Here is a 15,204-nt window from a genome sequence, read left to right as displayed (position 1 = left end):
CATCTCGGGCCCCCTTCTCATTCGGCTTGTGGTTCCCCCAGTTTGAGCCGGGTGAGAGCCTCGACCCGGCGCCACTGTCCGGGTTCGAACCAGCGGGCCAGCAGCTCCTGCTGCTGTTCGGCCCTGGCCTCGTTCGGCAGTTGCCTGAGCTCGGCCAGAAAGCCGCGGAGCTGCTCCTCGAACCCTTGCCGGTTCTGCTCCAGCTGGCGCATCCGATCCACCGCTTCCGGCCCCCCTGTCTCCAGCAGCAGAGCCTCCCGTTTGTCTGGCTCCATCTGCGCCAGCTCTTGCAACTCCTCAAGCAGACGGCTGTTGGCCTCCGCCTCGCGAAACCAGTCCGGTTGCTCCGCCAGCCAGAGATCCAGCTCGCTGGCCAACTGCGACTTGTCGCTGTCTCTTGCCTCCGCCAGCGCCCTGCGGCGCAGGGTCAGCTGCTCCATCAGCCGATCCTCGGCAAACAGCTGGGCCTGCTCCGCCGGGGTAAAGCTCTGCTGGCGCAGTTGCTCCCGCTCGTCAAACAGGATCTGCAAGCTGGTGAGGGAGATCTCGGTGGGCACCGTCAGGCTGCTTTGGGCGGAGACAAAGGTGCGATAGCGCGCCTGCAGGGCATCGGTGGCCTCCTGCTCGGGATCGTGCGGGTGGCTCTGTGCATGCATGCTGGCTTGAGCGGGGGATGAGTCTGCCGTCGGTGCAGTGGGCCAGAGCAACACCCCGCCAAGTAGCAGGGTGATTGCGCAGGGCACGACGAGCAGGGTGGCTATCTTCATAGTCCCAGCTCCTTGAGACGGTTGGCATGCTGGCGATAGAGGGTGACCGGATCGGTCTCGAACAGATGGTGGATGCCGAAGGACTGGTTCACCTCATCCAGATGGTTCATCCGGTAGTCGGTGCCGATCACCTTGCCGAGGTGGCTGCTGCAGACCCCGACCAGTCCGTCATTGGGCTCCTTGAAGAAGGCGCCGGTCAGCGCCAGCGCAGGATCCACCGGATCCAGCAGATTGGTCAGGTTGCCGCGCCCGCTCCAGGAGAAGTAGTAGACGCCGTTGCTGGCCTGCATCGGCCCCTCGCCGCAATAGCGGCTGGGCAGCCCCTCCGGGTAGCGCTGGTTGAACTGGCTGGCCCCCTTGCTGGTGAGGGCATCGAGGGCGGCGACCGGATCTTGCGGCAGTTGGCTCCCGCCCGAGAGCAGTGAAATCATGCCGGAGAGGGCGTGGGCCGCGGCGGCCGCCAGCTTCTCGGCGGCACTGCCGGGGGCGGCATTGGCCCGCACCAGATCGGCAATCTCGGAGCCGTAGTTGACGCCGCCGACGCTGGTGGCGGAGGCAACCAGCTCGGGGGCGACCGAGGCGACATAGCGGATGGTGGGGCCGCCGTGGGAGTGGCCGATCAGGTTGACCTTCTCGGCGCCGGTGGCCGCCAGCAGCAGCTCGACCTGGGCGAGCAGCTGTTCGCCCCGTTGCTCCGAACTGGCGGTGGCCGATACCTGAGCCACGTAGACTTTGGCACCATCCCGGCTCAGGGCCTGGGGAATGCCATAGAAGTAATCGACCCCGAGCAGCTTGTCGAAGCCGAACAGGCCGTGCACCAGCACTATGGGGTAGCGGGTCTGGGTGTATCCGCTGGCGTGTGCCAGCATGGGCAGGGTGCAGAGCAGCACCAGAAGCCATCTCTTCATCATCAGCATCCTTGTTGATTCGTGAGGAACAGATTGTGTGGCGTACTCCATGTTCGCCGGTGCCAGTATGGTGGCTGCTGACGGGAGAGGCTGTGAGGGGGATCGCAACTCGGGATTCAAAAGGGATTCAGGGGGCGGGCGGGGAGGCTGAACTCCCCGCCCTGCGGCTTATTGCCACTCCACCAGGTGATACTGCTTCTTGCCCCGGCGCAGCAGCAGGTAGCGGCCAAACAGCCGATCATCGGCACTCAGCTGTTCATCCTGCTTGATCACACCATTGAGGCTGATGGCCCCCGCCGCCAGCAGCTCGCGGGCGATGCGTTTGGAGTTCGCCAGACCGCAGCTGACCAGCAGGCTGACCAGATCCGTCTCGCCGCTGACGGTGCTGCACGGCATGCCATCCTGCGCCAGCTGGGCCAGATCGCTCTCGCCGAGGCGGGCCACATCGCCGCTAAACAGCAGCTCGCTGATGCGCTGCACCGCTGCCAGCGCCGCCTTGCCGTGTACCAGCTCGGTCAGCTCGTTCGCCAACACCTGCTGGGCCTGCTTGCGCCCCTGCCGCTTCGCGTCTTCCGCCTCCAGTGCATCAATCTCGCTCAGCGACATAAAGCTGTAGTAGCGCAGGAAGCGGTAGACATCCTCATCCGCGGTGCCGAGCCAGAACTGATAGAAGGCGTAAGGGGAGGTGAGCGCTGGATCGAGCCAGACCGCACCCCCCTCGGTCTTGCCGAACTTGGTGCCGTCTGCCTTGGTGATAAGGGGCAGGGTCATGCCGTGTACCTGCGCCTGATGGAGGCGACGGGTGAGATCCATGCCGCTGGTGATATTGCCCCACTGGTCATTGCCGCCAATCTGCAGGGTGCAACCGAGCCGCTGGTGCAGCACCGCAAAGTCGTAGGATTGCAGCAGAGCGTAGGAGAACTCGGTGAACGAGATGCCCTGATCCGGGCGAGCCAGCCGCTGACGCACCGATTCCCGCGCCAGCATGGCGTTGACCGAGAAGTGCTTGCCGATATCCCGCAGAAAATCGAGGGCGGACATCTGCCCCATCCAGTCGCCATTGTTGACCAGTTGCGGGGCCGACAGGCCCTCATCGGCGGGCAGCAGCGCCCTGATTTGGGCCGACAGGCTGGCGACCCAACCCTGCACGGTATCGGCACTGTTGAGGCTGCGCTCGGTCGCCTTGAAGCTGGGATCGCCGATAAGGCCGGTTGCCCCGCCCACCAGTGCCACCGGGGTGTGGCCCGCCAGCTGGAAGCGGCGCAGCATCAAGAGCGGCACCAGATGACCGATATGCAGGCTGCCGGCGGTGGGATCGAACCCGCAATAGACGGTGCGTGAGGTGGCAAGATGATCGGCCAGGGCCGCCGGGTCGGAATTCTGGGCCACAAGGCCGCGCTCGGTCAGCTCATCGAGCAGGTGGGGGTTGATCATGGGTTCTCCAACAGCAGGGGGGAAAGCCGTCATCCTCGCCGTTCTGGCCGGTGGCGGATATGTCCCCTGAGGGACAGTTTTGCCACTCTCGTGCTAGCATTCAGCCATAGCGGGGAATCGCTCCCCGTCACCGGAAACGTGCCACCATGACCCAGCCATTCACCACAGATGCCTTGACCCGCTGCATGACCGAGGTGGTCGATGCCCTGCACAGCAGCGCCTTTGCGGCGGCGCTGGTGCGGCTGATCCAGCAACAGGTGGCGTTTGATTGCGCCCTGCTGCTCGGGGTGGGGCAGCGGCCCGTCTACCTCTACGACAACCTCAACCATCAGCGGGCTCTGCTGTTTGATCGCTACCTCACCAGCCACTTCAGTCAGGATCCCTTTATGCAGGCGCTGGAGCAGGGCTTGCCTGCCGGCGTCTGGACCCTGGCGCAGGTCTCCCAAGGGCGGCTCGATCCCGAATATCGCCACCACTTCTATCAGGCCACCGGCTGGCAGGAGGAGGTGGGGCTGATCCTGCCGGTGCGGGACGGACTGACGCTGATGCTGTTTCTGGGGCGACTCGACAAACGCAGTACCCTCAGCCGTGACGAGCTGGCGAGGCTGGAGCAGCTGTTCCCGCTGGTACATTCGCTCTGTCGTCAGCAGTGGCGGCAGAGCCAGCCGCTGTTGGCCCAGAGCACTGTGCTGCCAGACAGCGCCAGCCTCAAGAGCGCGGTGGAGCTGGCGATGGCGAGTGTCGGGGGCGATAGGCTTACCCGGCGCGAGCGGCAGGTGGCGGAATTGCTGCTGCAGGGATTGGATACCGAGGCGATTGCCGCGGAGCTCGGGATTGGCAGCGGCACGGTGAAGAATCACCGCAAGCATCTCTATGGCAAGCTGCGGCTCGGCTCGCGGGCCGAGCTGTTCACTCTCTTTCTGAACCACCTCATTACGGCGCCGCTGGAGGCATCACAGGCGTCATCGGCGGGAGATAAAGAGAACCCGCCATAGGGCGGGCCGGGGTTACTCGAGGCGCGGGAGGGTGGGAGTGGTTTCGGGCAGGATACTGAGCAACTGGTAGCGCTTCATCAGCTGCTTGTATTCATCCCCCTGTTTGACCTTGTCCAGCGCTTGTTGCAGGCGGGCAACCTGTTGCTTGTCTGCCCTCAGGTTGAAGGCGAAGCAGTTGTCCTGCTCTTCAATGATCGCGACGGTGACAAAATCCTCGCTGGGGAAACCCAGCTCTTTGGCCTGATGGCGCAACATCACCTCGTTGCCCGCCACCAGATCGGTACGTGCCATGATGAGCTGGCGCACCACCTGATCCATACGCTCCACCGCCATCATATTGCCCGGGCTGATCCCGCGGTTGAGTAGCAACTGCTCCCCGACATCCGCCTGCATCACACCGATCTGCAGCTTGGCGAGATCCGCTTTGCTGGCCACTTTGGGAGCATCCTGCTTGCGGCCGACCAGCGCGACCCTGGAGTGGCTGATGGGGCAGACCCAGAGGAAGTGGGGATCCCGCTCCTTGGTATGTGCCGTGGTAAAGAGCACGGCCTCTTGCTGCTGGGTCAGCAGATACCAGCCGCGGGCCCAAGGCAGAAAGTGGATGGGGTGCTCAGGCTCCCCCATTTCACGCCACATCAGGCGCAGCAACTCGACCGCCAACCCCACAGGCTGACCATTTTTATCCTGGCCATTGAGCGGCATGTTCTGCTCCGAATAGTAGATAAGTGCCGGAGCCGGGAGCGCGATAAACAGGGCGAGAGAAGCGAGAGCAGGGAGCAGACGACGCATGATGCACTCCTTGTGCGGGTAGTTACCTAACAGTCTATGTGGCCTTTTCCATAACGTCATGATCCGGTAGCGGGATAAAAAACAGGCCACCTTGCGGTGGCCTGTCGGTTTATTTGAGCAGGGCTTCCATCTCTGCTTCTGCCTTGGCGCGAGCCTTGGCTTCCGCCGCTCTGGCGGCATCGGCGACGCTCTCTCCGGCCGTATGGGATGCGGCACTGACGGCCTGCCGGGCTGGTTCGACAACAGCCTTGGTTGCCTCTTGCGTCACGGTAGAGGTGGCACTGCTGACAGCCTGTTTGGCTGGATCGGCAACGGCCTTGGTTGCCTCTTGCGTCACGGTCGCGGCGGCACTGCTGACTGCCTGTTTGGCCGGAGCGACAACGGCTTTGGTGGCTTCCTGTGTCACGGCCGCCGCGGCACTGCTGACGGTCTGTTTGGTCGGAGCGGTAACAGCCTTGGTTGCCTCTTGCGTCACGGTCGCAGCGGCGCTGCTGACAGTCTGTTTGGCAGGAGCGGCAACGGCCTTGGTAGCTTCTTGTGTCACGGTCGCAGCGGCGCTGCTGACGACTTGCTTGGCAGGAGCGGCAAGGGCTTTGGTGGCTTCTTGCGTCGCGGTCGCAGCGGCACTGCTGACGGCTTGCTTGGCAGGAGCCGCAACGGCCTTGGTAGCTTCTTGCGCCGTGGTCGCAGTGGCGCTGCTGACAGCCTGTTTGGCAGGTGTGACAACGGCTTTGGTGGCCTCTTGCGTCACGGTGGCGGTGGCGCGGCTAACCGCTTGCTTGGCTGGCGCAGTGACAGCGGTGGTTGCAGTGCGGGTAAGAGCGGTCGTGCTTTGGCTCACAGCTTGGGTGGCCTGCCCTGTGGCGTTGGCGGCTGCGCCGCTGATGGCCTGGCTGGCGCTGTTGGTCAGCGAGCCAGTGACGCCGCGGGTCACTGTGCCCAGCGCGCTGCCAAGGGAGAAGGGGGAGGCGCCACTCTGACTGGTTGCCGTACCGGTCAGGGCATTGGCCGCCGGGGTGAGCTGGTTGGTGGGGGTCTGCCAGCCCTGCATGGCGGTTGGCCAGGTCGGTGCCGTGCCCGCCAGATTTTCGCCGAAGGTCAGGGTGGTGCCATCCCCTTTTTGCAGCAATACCGACATCTGGTTGGTTTGCGAGTTCCACACCATCCCCGCCTGCTTGGCGATATCCGGCACGGGCGCATACTCGGAGACCACATAGAAAAGCGGCCCCTCCTGCTGTAACTTGTCGGCAGTCTTGAGCAACTGCATGGTGCTGTCGTAATTAGGGCCAAGGATGGCGGTCATCCGATCCTTGATCAGGGGTTGTTCGAACAGATTGACCTCGTTCGGGTCAAAGCCGACCAGCGGCTTGAGCAGGGCCCACATCAGCTGGCTGGTGGGGCTCATCATCAGCAATGGGGCAACGCAGGCGGACAACATCAGGCTCAGGCAGGCCGCCTGAAGCAACGGCATGATACGCATTGGGATAATATCCAAATAACGATTTGATAAATAAGGTTATATTTTGTCAGGACGTGACAAATTCACCGGAAGTTTGCGCGTGGCAGCGAGAGACTGCCCGCAGGCGCTGGCAGGCTACCATATTGGTTCCACAATGCCAGCAGGCAGTATGATTGTCAGTCAAGTAAACCCCGGGGCTGGTCGATTCTTCGAGAGTGCCCCCCATCGCAACAGGATCCCTCTCATGAAAAATGTACTGCTCTGCCTGCTGGCCTCCCTCTGGCTCGCCCCCGCTCTGGCCGCGTCCAAAACCACTGTGGTGGGCGAGTCTGCCAGTCCCGAGCTGGTGTTGCCGCTGGGTTCATTGCCCGAGCGGGTCTGCTGGTTTGCGGATCAGAAATATTCCGAAGGGGCCCGCATTCTGCAGGGAGATATCTGGCTGGAGTGCGGCCCGCAGAACGACCTCGAGAGCAATGGCCCGTTGGCCTGGCGCTCTCCTGCGGTGGTGTTGCCTGCCACCCGGGGAGCAAAAGATCAGAAGACGATTTCCGTGGGTCAGTGAGGCTTTTCTTGATCCAGCTAAAGACATGGACGTGATCCCTGTCGCATAATGCAGCTCCTTTCTTCTCTTGGCTGGAACCTAAGAAATGGCTCGTCGCTCTTCCAATGCACAACGTCGTCGCAGTAGCTGGTGGTACAAACGCCTGTTGGCAAGGGAGCGGGAAGAGCGCGAAGCGCGTTCCGTCCGGGATTGATACAGCATTGAAAAACGGAGCCTCGGGCTCCGTTTTTGCGTTTATTACTCTTAGCAGAATAACAACGGGGGCCATCAGGCCCCCGTTTTGTTTTTGTAGAGTTTTCCTGCTTGCGGCTTAGCGCTGCAAGGCGGCCAGTGCCAGTTCGACCCGCTTGGCGTATTCGGGGTCGGCCTGCTCGAAGTGTTTGAGCTGGGCCGCGACGATGGCGTCATCCTCCACATTGATGAGGGAGCGGGCCAGGTTGGCGGCGAGCCGCGAGCGCTGCCCCTCGTCCATGATGCGGAACAGGTTACCCGGCTGGCTGTAGTAGTCGCTGTCGTAGTCACGGAAGTCGTAGTGCAGGGCGGCCCCTTCCAGACTCAGCGCCGGTTCGTGCTGCTCGCTCGGCTGCTGGGTGCCGAAACGGTTCGGCTGATAGTTGGGGCTGGCGCCGCCATTGCTGTCTGCCCGCATGGCACCGTCACGATGGGCACCGTGATGGAACGGGCAGCGCGGGGCGTTGACCGGCAGCAGACCGTGGTTGACGCCAAGGCGATAGCGCTGGGTGTCGCCGTAGGAGAAGAGCCGCCCTTGCAACATGCGATCCGGCGAGAAGCCGATACCGGGCACCACGTTGGCCGGGGTAAAGGCAGCCTGCTCCACATGGGCGAAGTAGTTGTCCGGGTTCTGGTTAAGCTCCAGCACGCCCACCGGGATCAGCGGGTAGTCGCTGTGTGGCCACACCTTGGTGAGGTCGAACGGGTGGATGTTGTAAGTCTGGGCGTCGGCCTCCGGCATCACCTGCACATAGACCTTCCAGCGCGGGAAGTCGCCCCGCTCGATGGCGTTGAACAGGTCCGCCTGACTGGTCTCCCGATCCTGCCCGACGGCGGTGGCGGCCTCTTCATCGGTGTAGAAGCTGTGGCCCTGCTCGGTCTTGAAGTGGAACTTGACCCAGAAGCGCTCGTTGGCGTCGTTGATAAAGCTGAAAGTGTGGCTGCCGTAGCCGTTCATCTCCCTCAGGCTCTTGGGAATGCCGCGATCGCTGAACAGTATGGTGACCTGATGCAGGGATTCCGGATGGCGTGACCAGAAGTCCCAGGCGGCAGTGGCGCTGCGCAGGTTGGTGCGCGGATCCCGCTTCTGGGTGTGGATGAAGTCAGGGAATTTCAACGGATCGCGGATGAAAAAGACCGGGGTGTTGTTGCCCACCAGATCCCAGTTGCCCTGCTCGGTATAGAACTTGAGGGCGAAGCCGCGCACATCGCGTTCGGCATCGGCGGCGCCCTTCTCACCGGCCACGGTGGAGAAGCGCAGGAATACAGGCGTCTGCTTGCCGATGGTGCTGAACAGATCGGCCTTGCTGAACGCTCTGATGTCGTGGGTCACGGTAAAGGTGCCGTAGGCGCCCGAGCCCTTAGCGTGAACCACCCGCTCGGGAATGCGCTCGCGGTCGAAGTGGGCGAGTTTCTCCATCAACCAGATGTCTTGCATCAGGATGGGGCCGCGCGGACCGGCGGTGAGGCTGTTGTTGTTGTCGACGACGGGGGCGCCGTTGGCGCTGTGCAGGGTCTTGTCAGTCATGGCTTCTCTCCTTGTTGATATGGGGCCAGCCTACGGATCTGCGCCGTGCTCGGCCAATGGGCCTTTCCTCGCCCTTTGATAGGCAAGACAAATGGGTGCAGGTGGGGGATGTGTAACCGCGCCGGATATTGCATGATGGTGGCTTCGAGAAGGAGCCTCATATGCAGATTACTATCCGTCATGCCGAACCCGCTGATGCCCCCGCCTTGCGGGATCTCTATTCCATGCCCAATGCTCAGGCGGGAACTCTGCACCTGCCCACACCTCCCCTTAGCCAGTGGCAGAAGCGGTTGGAGAGCAGTGATGTGGTCGCCTTGGTGGCGGAGGTAGAGGGGCTGCTGGTGGGCCAGATCTCCTTGCACGTAGAACCCAATCCCAGACGCAAGCATGTGGCCGGGATCGGCATGGGGGTGCGGGATGACTGGGCTGGCAAGGGGGTTGGCTCTACCCTGATGGCCGCGGCGCTGGATCTGGCCGATAACTGGCTCAACCTGCACCGGATTGAGCTGACCGTCTATACCGACAATGAGGCCGCACAGGCGCTTTATCGCAAGTTCGGTTTTACCGAGGAGGGGCGAGCCCGTGACTATGCCTTCCGCCAGGGGCGTTATGTGGATGCGCTCTATATGGCCAAAGTCTCGGGGGGCGCCAGTCGCTAACGGTATGGTCGATTATCAGGCCAGATTGCGCCCGGTGATCCGAGCGCTGGAGCAGAATCCCGATCTCTCCATTGAAATGCTGGCAAGCAGTGCCTGCTTGTCTTTCTACCATTTTCACCGGGTGTTTACGGCTGTGGCGGGGGAGACGCCCGGGGAGATGTGTCGTCGTCTGCGCATCCAGCGGGCAGCTTGGCAGCTCTGCTATTCCGATGCCAGTGTCACGGCCATTGCGTTGGGGGCGGGGCTCGCCAGCTCCCAGGCGTTTGCCAAGGTATTTCGCCGTTACTATGGTTGCACGCCGGGAGAGTTTCGCCGCGATAAGAGCAAGAATGGACACTTGATGAGCAAGGATGGACACGCACTTGTGCAGCCGAATCCTTATGCTGAGGGTCACTCATCAGCAAGGAGCAATACCATGAAAACCATCGAGATGGACGCCCGCACTCTGGCCTATATGCGTGTCACCGGCCCCTATGGCGAGGGGTATGACCCCGTCTGCAGCCAGCTGCATCAGTGGGTCAGCGCCCGCGGTCTGGAAGGTGGGGAGTGGATCTTCATCTATCACGATAACCCCGAGGTGACTCCGCCAGCCCAGTGTCGCACTGACATCGGGGTGACGGTGCCTGCGGGGACGGTGGGGATGGGAGCGGTCGAGATCCAGCTTATTCCCGCCGGTCGTTACGCCCAGTCCCGTTATCTTATTACCGACCGCAGCCAGTATGGCCCGCGTTGGCAGGAACATATCGGCGACATCGTTGCTGCCGGGCTGGAGTTTGGCAATGGTCCCTGCTTCGAGCTCTATCACAGCATGAGCGATGATCCTGTGCAGGACGATGTCAGCTTTTGCTCCAGCCTCAAGGGGTAGGGCACAACAAGACGCAAGGGATGGTACAGAACGTCGCGCAGAAACGAGAGAGCCGGACAGTGTCCGGCTCTTTTTATATCAGCGGGCGCTGATTAGCGCTGCAGGCTCTTCTGGGCGAACTTGGGTCTGGCATTCATGATCTGCTCCACCTGCTCGTCGCTCATCTTGCCACGCGACAGCCCCAGCACCTTGTAGGTGAGCAGCGGTCGGGCGGGCAGGGCGATCATCAGGGCGCGGATCTGGTTCTCGTCCTCTTTCTCGCGCGTCGGTTTGCCGTAGGCGTAGGTGAGGACGCCGGCATCCATCAGGTTTTTGACGGCGGGCTCGGTGATCGGCAGGTTTATGACGCTTTTGCGCTGCAGCACGAACTCGCGCAGCACCGCCTTCTCGTTGAAATCGAGGAAGCTGATCATCTGGGCCAGCTGATCCTGCTGGCGGCGTGCCTGCCACTCGTCACAGGCCCACTCCCAGGCGATCAGGAAGCCCTGACTGCAGAAGTAGGAGATGGCGATCAACATGCCGACACCCAGCCAGGCCGCGTGGGTCGTGGCCCACTGGCTGACGGCCCCCTTCATCAGTCCGGCCGGAAACAGCAAAATGATGCTGCAACAGAGCAACAACCAGACCATCATCCAGTTGAGGCGGTTCAGTTGATAGAAATGTTGGATCCACCGTTTCATTGTTCATCCTTCCCAAACTGTTGTGGATAGTGAACTACCTACAGCAATCGGTGTGCCAACAGCGCAATGACGGCGGGGGAGGGGAGGCTGGCGAGGTTACATTCCCTTACAACTTATTGAATGAGTTGTCATTAATTTGCCTTGTGAGGCGGCGGTCGAGTTGCTAAAAAGTCCCCTCAGTCATTGGGGAGTAGCAACCCGCCCTCATTCCGGGCCGGGCCCATGTCAACACTCTTGGATCCTCGTATCCATGGCATGGGCGGCGATAGGCACTATCGCTCTGCAAGACCTTTGGCCTCGATATGCACGCCAGCCGGGCGAGCCATGTCGGGTCCATCGGTTATTCTGCTCGCCTGGCGGTATCTATTATGTTGATTACCCTGCTGTTATTTCTCGTCTCTGCGGTCACCATCTACCTTGCCTGCGAATACTTCGTCAACGGCATCGAGTGGACCGGCCACCACTTCAAACTATCCCAAAGCGCCACCGGCTCCCTGCTGGCGGCACTGGGTACGGCGCTGCCCGAGTGCATCGTCACCCTGACCGCTTTGCTGATGGGCAACACGACCGCCCAGCAGGAGATCGGCATTGGCGCCGCCCTTGGCGGGCCGCTGGTGCTGGCGACCATCGGCTATGCGGCAGTCGGCCTCACCCTGCTACTTTGCATGAGTCGTACCGAACGGGCCATCGACGGCGAGGTGCAGCGCGATATTGGCCGGGATCAGCGCTGGTTTATCGGCATCTTTCTGGTGGCGACTGCGCTGGGGCTGGTCGCCTTCACCGGCAAGAGCTGGCTGGCCCCGCTCTTCCTGCTGGTCTACCTCGTCTATGTAAGGCGCGAGCTGAAACAGGCTGACAGCCACGAAGTCGAATTGCCGGAGCCCCTCAAGCTGGCTCCAAATGCCGGAATCCCGCCCCTTGGCAAGGTGTTGCTGCAGACGCTGGCTGCGTTGGTGGTGGTGGCGCTGGCTGCCCAGCTGTTTGTCCATCAGCTGGAGAGCATGGGCGAGCTGTTTGGCCTCTCGCCGGTGCTGGCGGCTCTGCTGTTGAGTCCGGTGGCGACCGAGATGCCGGAGCTGATGAACGTGCTGATCTGGGTGCGGCAGGGCAAGAACCGGCTGGCGCTGGCCAATATATCCGGGGCCATGATGATCCAGGGCACTATCCCCAAGGCGTTTTGTCTGCTCTTTACCCCCTGGCTGCTGGATGGTGCCATGATGGCCTCCTCGCTGGTGACGCTGTTGGCGGTCGGGTTGCTCTGGTGGGGGTTCAGAAAGGGAACCATGACCGCCGAGCGGCTGGGGCTGGTCGGTCTGCTCTATCTCGGTTTTTGCGGTTGGTTGCTGGTGAGCTGAAGCGGGAAGCACGGATATGAAAAAGCCCCCTTGGCAGGGGGCTTTGTTGTATCGGTTGGGGCGGTGCTTACAGCGCGGCGATCTCGGCCTGCTGGGCTTCCAGCTTGGTCAGCTGGAGACGGTAATCTTCCAGCTTCTCGCGCTCTTTGGCGATGACCGCTTCCGGCGCCTTGGCGACGAAGGCTTCGTTGCCAAGCTTGCCTTCGATACGGCCGCACTCGCCCACCAGACGGGCAACCTCTTTAGCCAGACGGGCCAGCTCGGCATCCTTGTCGATGAGACCGGCCATCGGGATCATCAGCTCGGTGGCACCGATCAGCTTCTTCACTGACAGCGGGGCGGTTTCACCGTCCGCCAGTACGCGGATGGACTCCAGACGAGCCAGGGACTTGAGGAAGGCCTCGTTGTCAGCGGCGCGCTTGGCATCCTTGGTATCGCACTGGAGCAGCACGTTGAGAGGCACGCTCGGTGCCACGTTCATCTCGGCGCGGATGTTGCGGATGCTGACGATGAACTCCTTCACCCACTCCTGATCCGCCATCGCGGCTTCGTCCACCTTGGCGGCGTCGAACTCCGGGAAGGCCTGAATCATGATGGTGTCGGCGTGTACGCCAGCCAGCGGGGCGACCGATTTCCAGATGGTCTCGGTGATGAACGGGATGATCGGGTGCGCCAGACGCAGCAGGGTTTCCAGCACGGTCACCAAGGTATGGCGGGCAGCGCGCTGCTCGGCCTCGGAACCCTTGGTCAGCACCGGCTTGGTCAGCTCCAGATACCAGTCACAGAACTGGTTCCAGATAAATTCGTACAGCACGCCAGCCGCGATGTCGAAGCGGTAGGTATCGAGGGCGGTACGGAAGTCACGGATGGCCACTTGCAGCTGGGACTGGATCCAGCGATCCGCCAGACTGAACTGCATTTCGCCACCGGCAAAACCGCAATCCTGATCTTCGGTGTTCATCAGCACATAGCGGGAGGCGTTCCACAGCTTGTTGCAGAAGTTGTTGTAGCCGTCCAGGCGCTTCATGTCCCAGTTGATGTCACGACCGGTAGAGGCCAGCGCGGCCAGAGTGAAGCGCAGGGCATCGGTACCGTGGGCATCGATCCCTTCCGGGAACTGCTTGGCTGTACGCTTGGCGATCTTCTCGGCCATCTGCGGCTGCATCATGTTGCCGGTGCGCTTCTCCAGCAGATCTTCCAGCGAGATACCGTCGATCATGTCGAGCGGGTCCAGCACGTTGCCCTTGGATTTGGACATCTTCTGGCCCTCTTCGTCACGGATCAGACCGGTGATGTAGACGGTCTTGAACGGGACTTGCGGCTGGCCGTTTTCGTCCTTGATGAAGTGCATGGTCATCATGATCATCCGGGCAATCCAGAAGAAGATGATGTCGAAGCCGCTCATCAGCACGTCGGTCGGGTGGAAGGTCTTGAGTGCCTCGGTGTTGTTTGGCCAGCCCAGGGTGGAGAAGGTCCACAGAGCGGAGCTGAACCAGGTGTCGAGCACGTCTTCGTCCTGACGCAGGGTGGTCACGGACGGGATGCTGTGCTTGGCACGCACTTCCGCCTCGTCACGGCCCACGTAGACATTGCCGGCGTCGTCATACCATGCCGGGATGCGGTGACCCCACCACAGTTGACGGGATACGCACCAGTCCTGAATGTCGCGCATCCAGGAGAAGTACATGTTTTCGTACTGCTTCGGTACGAACTGGATGCGGCCATCTTCCACCGCTTCGATGGCGGTCTTGGCCATCGGTGCCACGCGCACGTACCACTGGTCGGTCAGCATCGGCTCGATGGGCACGCCACCGCGATCGCCGTAAGGCTGTTGCAGCACGTGATCCTTGATCTCGTCCAGCAGACCCAGCTCTTCCAGCTTGGCCAGAATCGCCTTACGGGCGGCGAAGCGCTCCAGACCGGCGAACTCGGCCGGCAGGGCGGCGTCGTAGGCAGTGCTCGGGTTGCCGTTGGTATCGACCACTTCGGCCTCGGCACGCACGTGAGCGTCCAGAGTGAAGATGTTGATCATCGGCAGGCTGTGGCGCTTGCCCACTTCGTTATCGTTGAAGTCGTGGGCCGGGGTGATCTTCACGCAACCGGTGCCCTTCTCCATGTCGGCGTGTTCATCGGCGACGATGGGGATCAGACGGTTCACCAGCGGCAGCAGGATGTGCTGGCCGATCAGCGCCTTGTAGCGCGGGTCTTCCGGGTTCACGGCCACGGCGGTATCGCCCAGCATGGTCTCCGGACGAGTGGTGGCGACGATCAGGTAATCTTTGCCTTCGGCGGTCTTGGCGCCGTTGGCAAGCGGATAGCGCAGGTGCCACATGTGGCCCTTGATCTCACGGTTCTCCACTTCCAGATCGGAGATGGCGGTGTTGAGTTTCGGATCCCAGTTCACCAGACGCTTGCCGCGGTACATCAGGCCATCTTCGTAAAGACGGACAAACACTTCCTGCACGGCAGCGGAGAGACCCTCATCCATGGTAAAGCGCTCGCGCTCCCAATCCACGGAGTCGCCCAGACGACGCATCTGGCGGGTGATGGTACCGCCGGACTCTTCCTTCCACTGCCAAATCTTGTCGATGAAGGCATCACGGCCGTAATCGTGGCGAGTTTTGCCCTCTTCTGCAGCGATCTTGCGCTCAACCACCATCTGGGTAGCGATACCGGCGTGGTCGGTACCTGCCTGCCACAGGGTGTTCTTGCCCTGCATGCGGTTGTAGCGGATCAGGGTATCCATCAGGGTTTGCTGGAAGGCGTGACCCATGTGCAGGCTGCCGGTGACGTTCGGCGGCGGGATCATGATGCAGAAGGAGTCTTTGCTGGTGTCGCCGTGGGGCTTGAAGTAACCCTGGGCTTCCCAGTGCTGATAGAGCGCCTGTTCGATGGCGTTGTGATTAAAAGTCTTTTCCATGGTCTCGCCGTAATCTGGATGGATGGAGTCTGGTGTTGATTCTTTATGGATC

13 protein-coding genes and 1 riboswitch are annotated in these 15,204 nt (G+C 61.8%); of the genes, 5 read left to right on the top strand and 8 right to left on the bottom strand.

Going from position 1 to position 15,204, the window contains the following annotated elements; translation table 11 throughout:
- Positions 1-17: 17 nt before the first annotated feature.
- The 3 genes from AB5Z02_RS11600 to tyrS form a co-directional block, all read right to left on the bottom strand.
- The gene (locus tag AB5Z02_RS11600; protein WP_368216031.1) at positions 18-767 is read right to left on the bottom strand and encodes a lipase secretion chaperone; all 750 of its coding nucleotides are present in this window, start codon (positions 765-767) and stop codon (positions 18-20) included.
- Positions 764-1,675 carry a triacylglycerol lipase gene (locus tag AB5Z02_RS11595; RefSeq protein ID WP_031227935.1) on the bottom strand — a complete coding sequence of 304 codons (912 nt, stop codon included), beginning with the start codon at positions 1,673-1,675 and terminating at the stop codon, positions 764-766. The genes AB5Z02_RS11600 and AB5Z02_RS11595 overlap by 4 nt, the downstream gene beginning before the upstream one ends.
- 168 nt (positions 1,676-1,843) lie before the next feature.
- The gene (gene tyrS / locus AB5Z02_RS11590; protein ID WP_368216030.1) at positions 1,844-3,109 is read right to left on the bottom strand and encodes a tyrosine--tRNA ligase; all 1,266 of its coding nucleotides are present in this window, start codon (positions 3,107-3,109) and stop codon (positions 1,844-1,846) included.
- Positions 3,110-3,255: 146 nt separating this feature from the next.
- On the opposite strand from tyrS, the gene AB5Z02_RS11585 reads away from it, so the two are divergent.
- Positions 3,256-4,104 carry a LuxR C-terminal-related transcriptional regulator gene (locus AB5Z02_RS11585; protein WP_368216029.1) on the top strand — a complete coding sequence of 283 codons (849 nt, stop codon included), beginning with the start codon at positions 3,256-3,258 and terminating at the stop codon, positions 4,102-4,104.
- Positions 4,105-4,116: 12 nt separating this feature from the next.
- On the opposite strand, the gene AB5Z02_RS11580 is transcribed toward AB5Z02_RS11585, so the two are convergent.
- A complete protein-coding gene (locus tag AB5Z02_RS11580) occupies positions 4,117-4,893 on the bottom strand; it encodes a substrate-binding periplasmic protein (protein WP_368216028.1) in 777 nt (258 codons plus the stop codon).
- 109 nt (positions 4,894-5,002) lie between these two features.
- Positions 5,003-6,373 carry a hypothetical protein gene (locus AB5Z02_RS11575; RefSeq protein ID WP_368216027.1) on the bottom strand — a complete coding sequence of 457 codons (1,371 nt, stop codon included), beginning with the start codon at positions 6,371-6,373 and terminating at the stop codon, positions 5,003-5,005.
- Positions 6,374-6,596: 223 nt separating this feature from the next.
- Between AB5Z02_RS11575 and AB5Z02_RS11570 the strand changes: the two genes are divergently transcribed.
- Entirely contained in the window at positions 6,597-6,914 is a 318-nt protein-coding gene (locus AB5Z02_RS11570) for a YnjH family protein (RefSeq protein ID WP_021231798.1), read from the top strand.
- Positions 6,915-7,224: 310 nt separating this feature from the next.
- Here the strand turns inward: AB5Z02_RS11570 and AB5Z02_RS11565 are convergent, their stop codons facing one another.
- Positions 7,225-8,673 carry a catalase gene (locus AB5Z02_RS11565; RefSeq protein ID WP_368216026.1) on the bottom strand — a complete coding sequence of 483 codons (1,449 nt, stop codon included), beginning with the start codon at positions 8,671-8,673 and terminating at the stop codon, positions 7,225-7,227.
- A gap of 161 nt (positions 8,674-8,834) precedes the next feature.
- Between AB5Z02_RS11565 and AB5Z02_RS11560 the strand changes: the two genes are divergently transcribed.
- Positions 8,835-9,332, top strand: coding sequence for a GNAT family N-acetyltransferase (locus AB5Z02_RS11560; protein WP_368216025.1), 498 nt, complete (start codon positions 8,835-8,837; stop codon positions 9,330-9,332).
- A gap of 4 nt (positions 9,333-9,336) precedes the next feature.
- Positions 9,337-10,197 (top strand): GyrI-like domain-containing protein, encoded by an 861-nt coding sequence (locus tag AB5Z02_RS11555; protein WP_368216024.1) that lies wholly within the window; start codon positions 9,337-9,339, stop codon positions 10,195-10,197.
- Positions 10,198-10,289: 92 nt separating this feature from the next.
- On the opposite strand, the gene AB5Z02_RS11550 is transcribed toward AB5Z02_RS11555, so the two are convergent.
- Positions 10,290-10,877, bottom strand: coding sequence for a superinfection exclusion B family protein (locus AB5Z02_RS11550; RefSeq protein WP_041210085.1), 588 nt, complete (start codon positions 10,875-10,877; stop codon positions 10,290-10,292).
- A 173-nt stretch (positions 10,878-11,050) separates the two neighbouring features.
- Positions 11,051-11,157, top strand: a riboswitch (yybP-ykoY riboswitch).
- Between the two features lie 88 nt (positions 11,158-11,245).
- Between AB5Z02_RS11550 and AB5Z02_RS11545 the strand changes: the two genes are divergently transcribed.
- Positions 11,246-12,232, top strand: a complete 987-nt coding sequence (locus AB5Z02_RS11545; RefSeq protein ID WP_368216023.1) for a sodium:calcium antiporter — start codon at positions 11,246-11,248, stop codon at positions 12,230-12,232.
- A gap of 67 nt (positions 12,233-12,299) precedes the next feature.
- Here the strand turns inward: AB5Z02_RS11545 and AB5Z02_RS11540 are convergent, their stop codons facing one another.
- On the bottom strand, positions 12,300-15,152 hold the full coding sequence (locus AB5Z02_RS11540; protein WP_368216022.1) for a valine--tRNA ligase: 2,853 nt from the start codon (positions 15,150-15,152) through the stop codon (positions 12,300-12,302).
- Positions 15,153-15,204: the final 52 nt, after the last annotated feature.

Source organism: Aeromonas sp. R2-3 (assembly GCF_040908375.1).
Taxonomy (GTDB): domain Bacteria; phylum Pseudomonadota; class Gammaproteobacteria; order Enterobacterales; family Aeromonadaceae; genus Aeromonas; species Aeromonas veronii.
The sequence above is the reverse complement of the archived record's forward strand: the minus strand, read 5'-3'. Positions and strand labels throughout refer to the sequence as shown.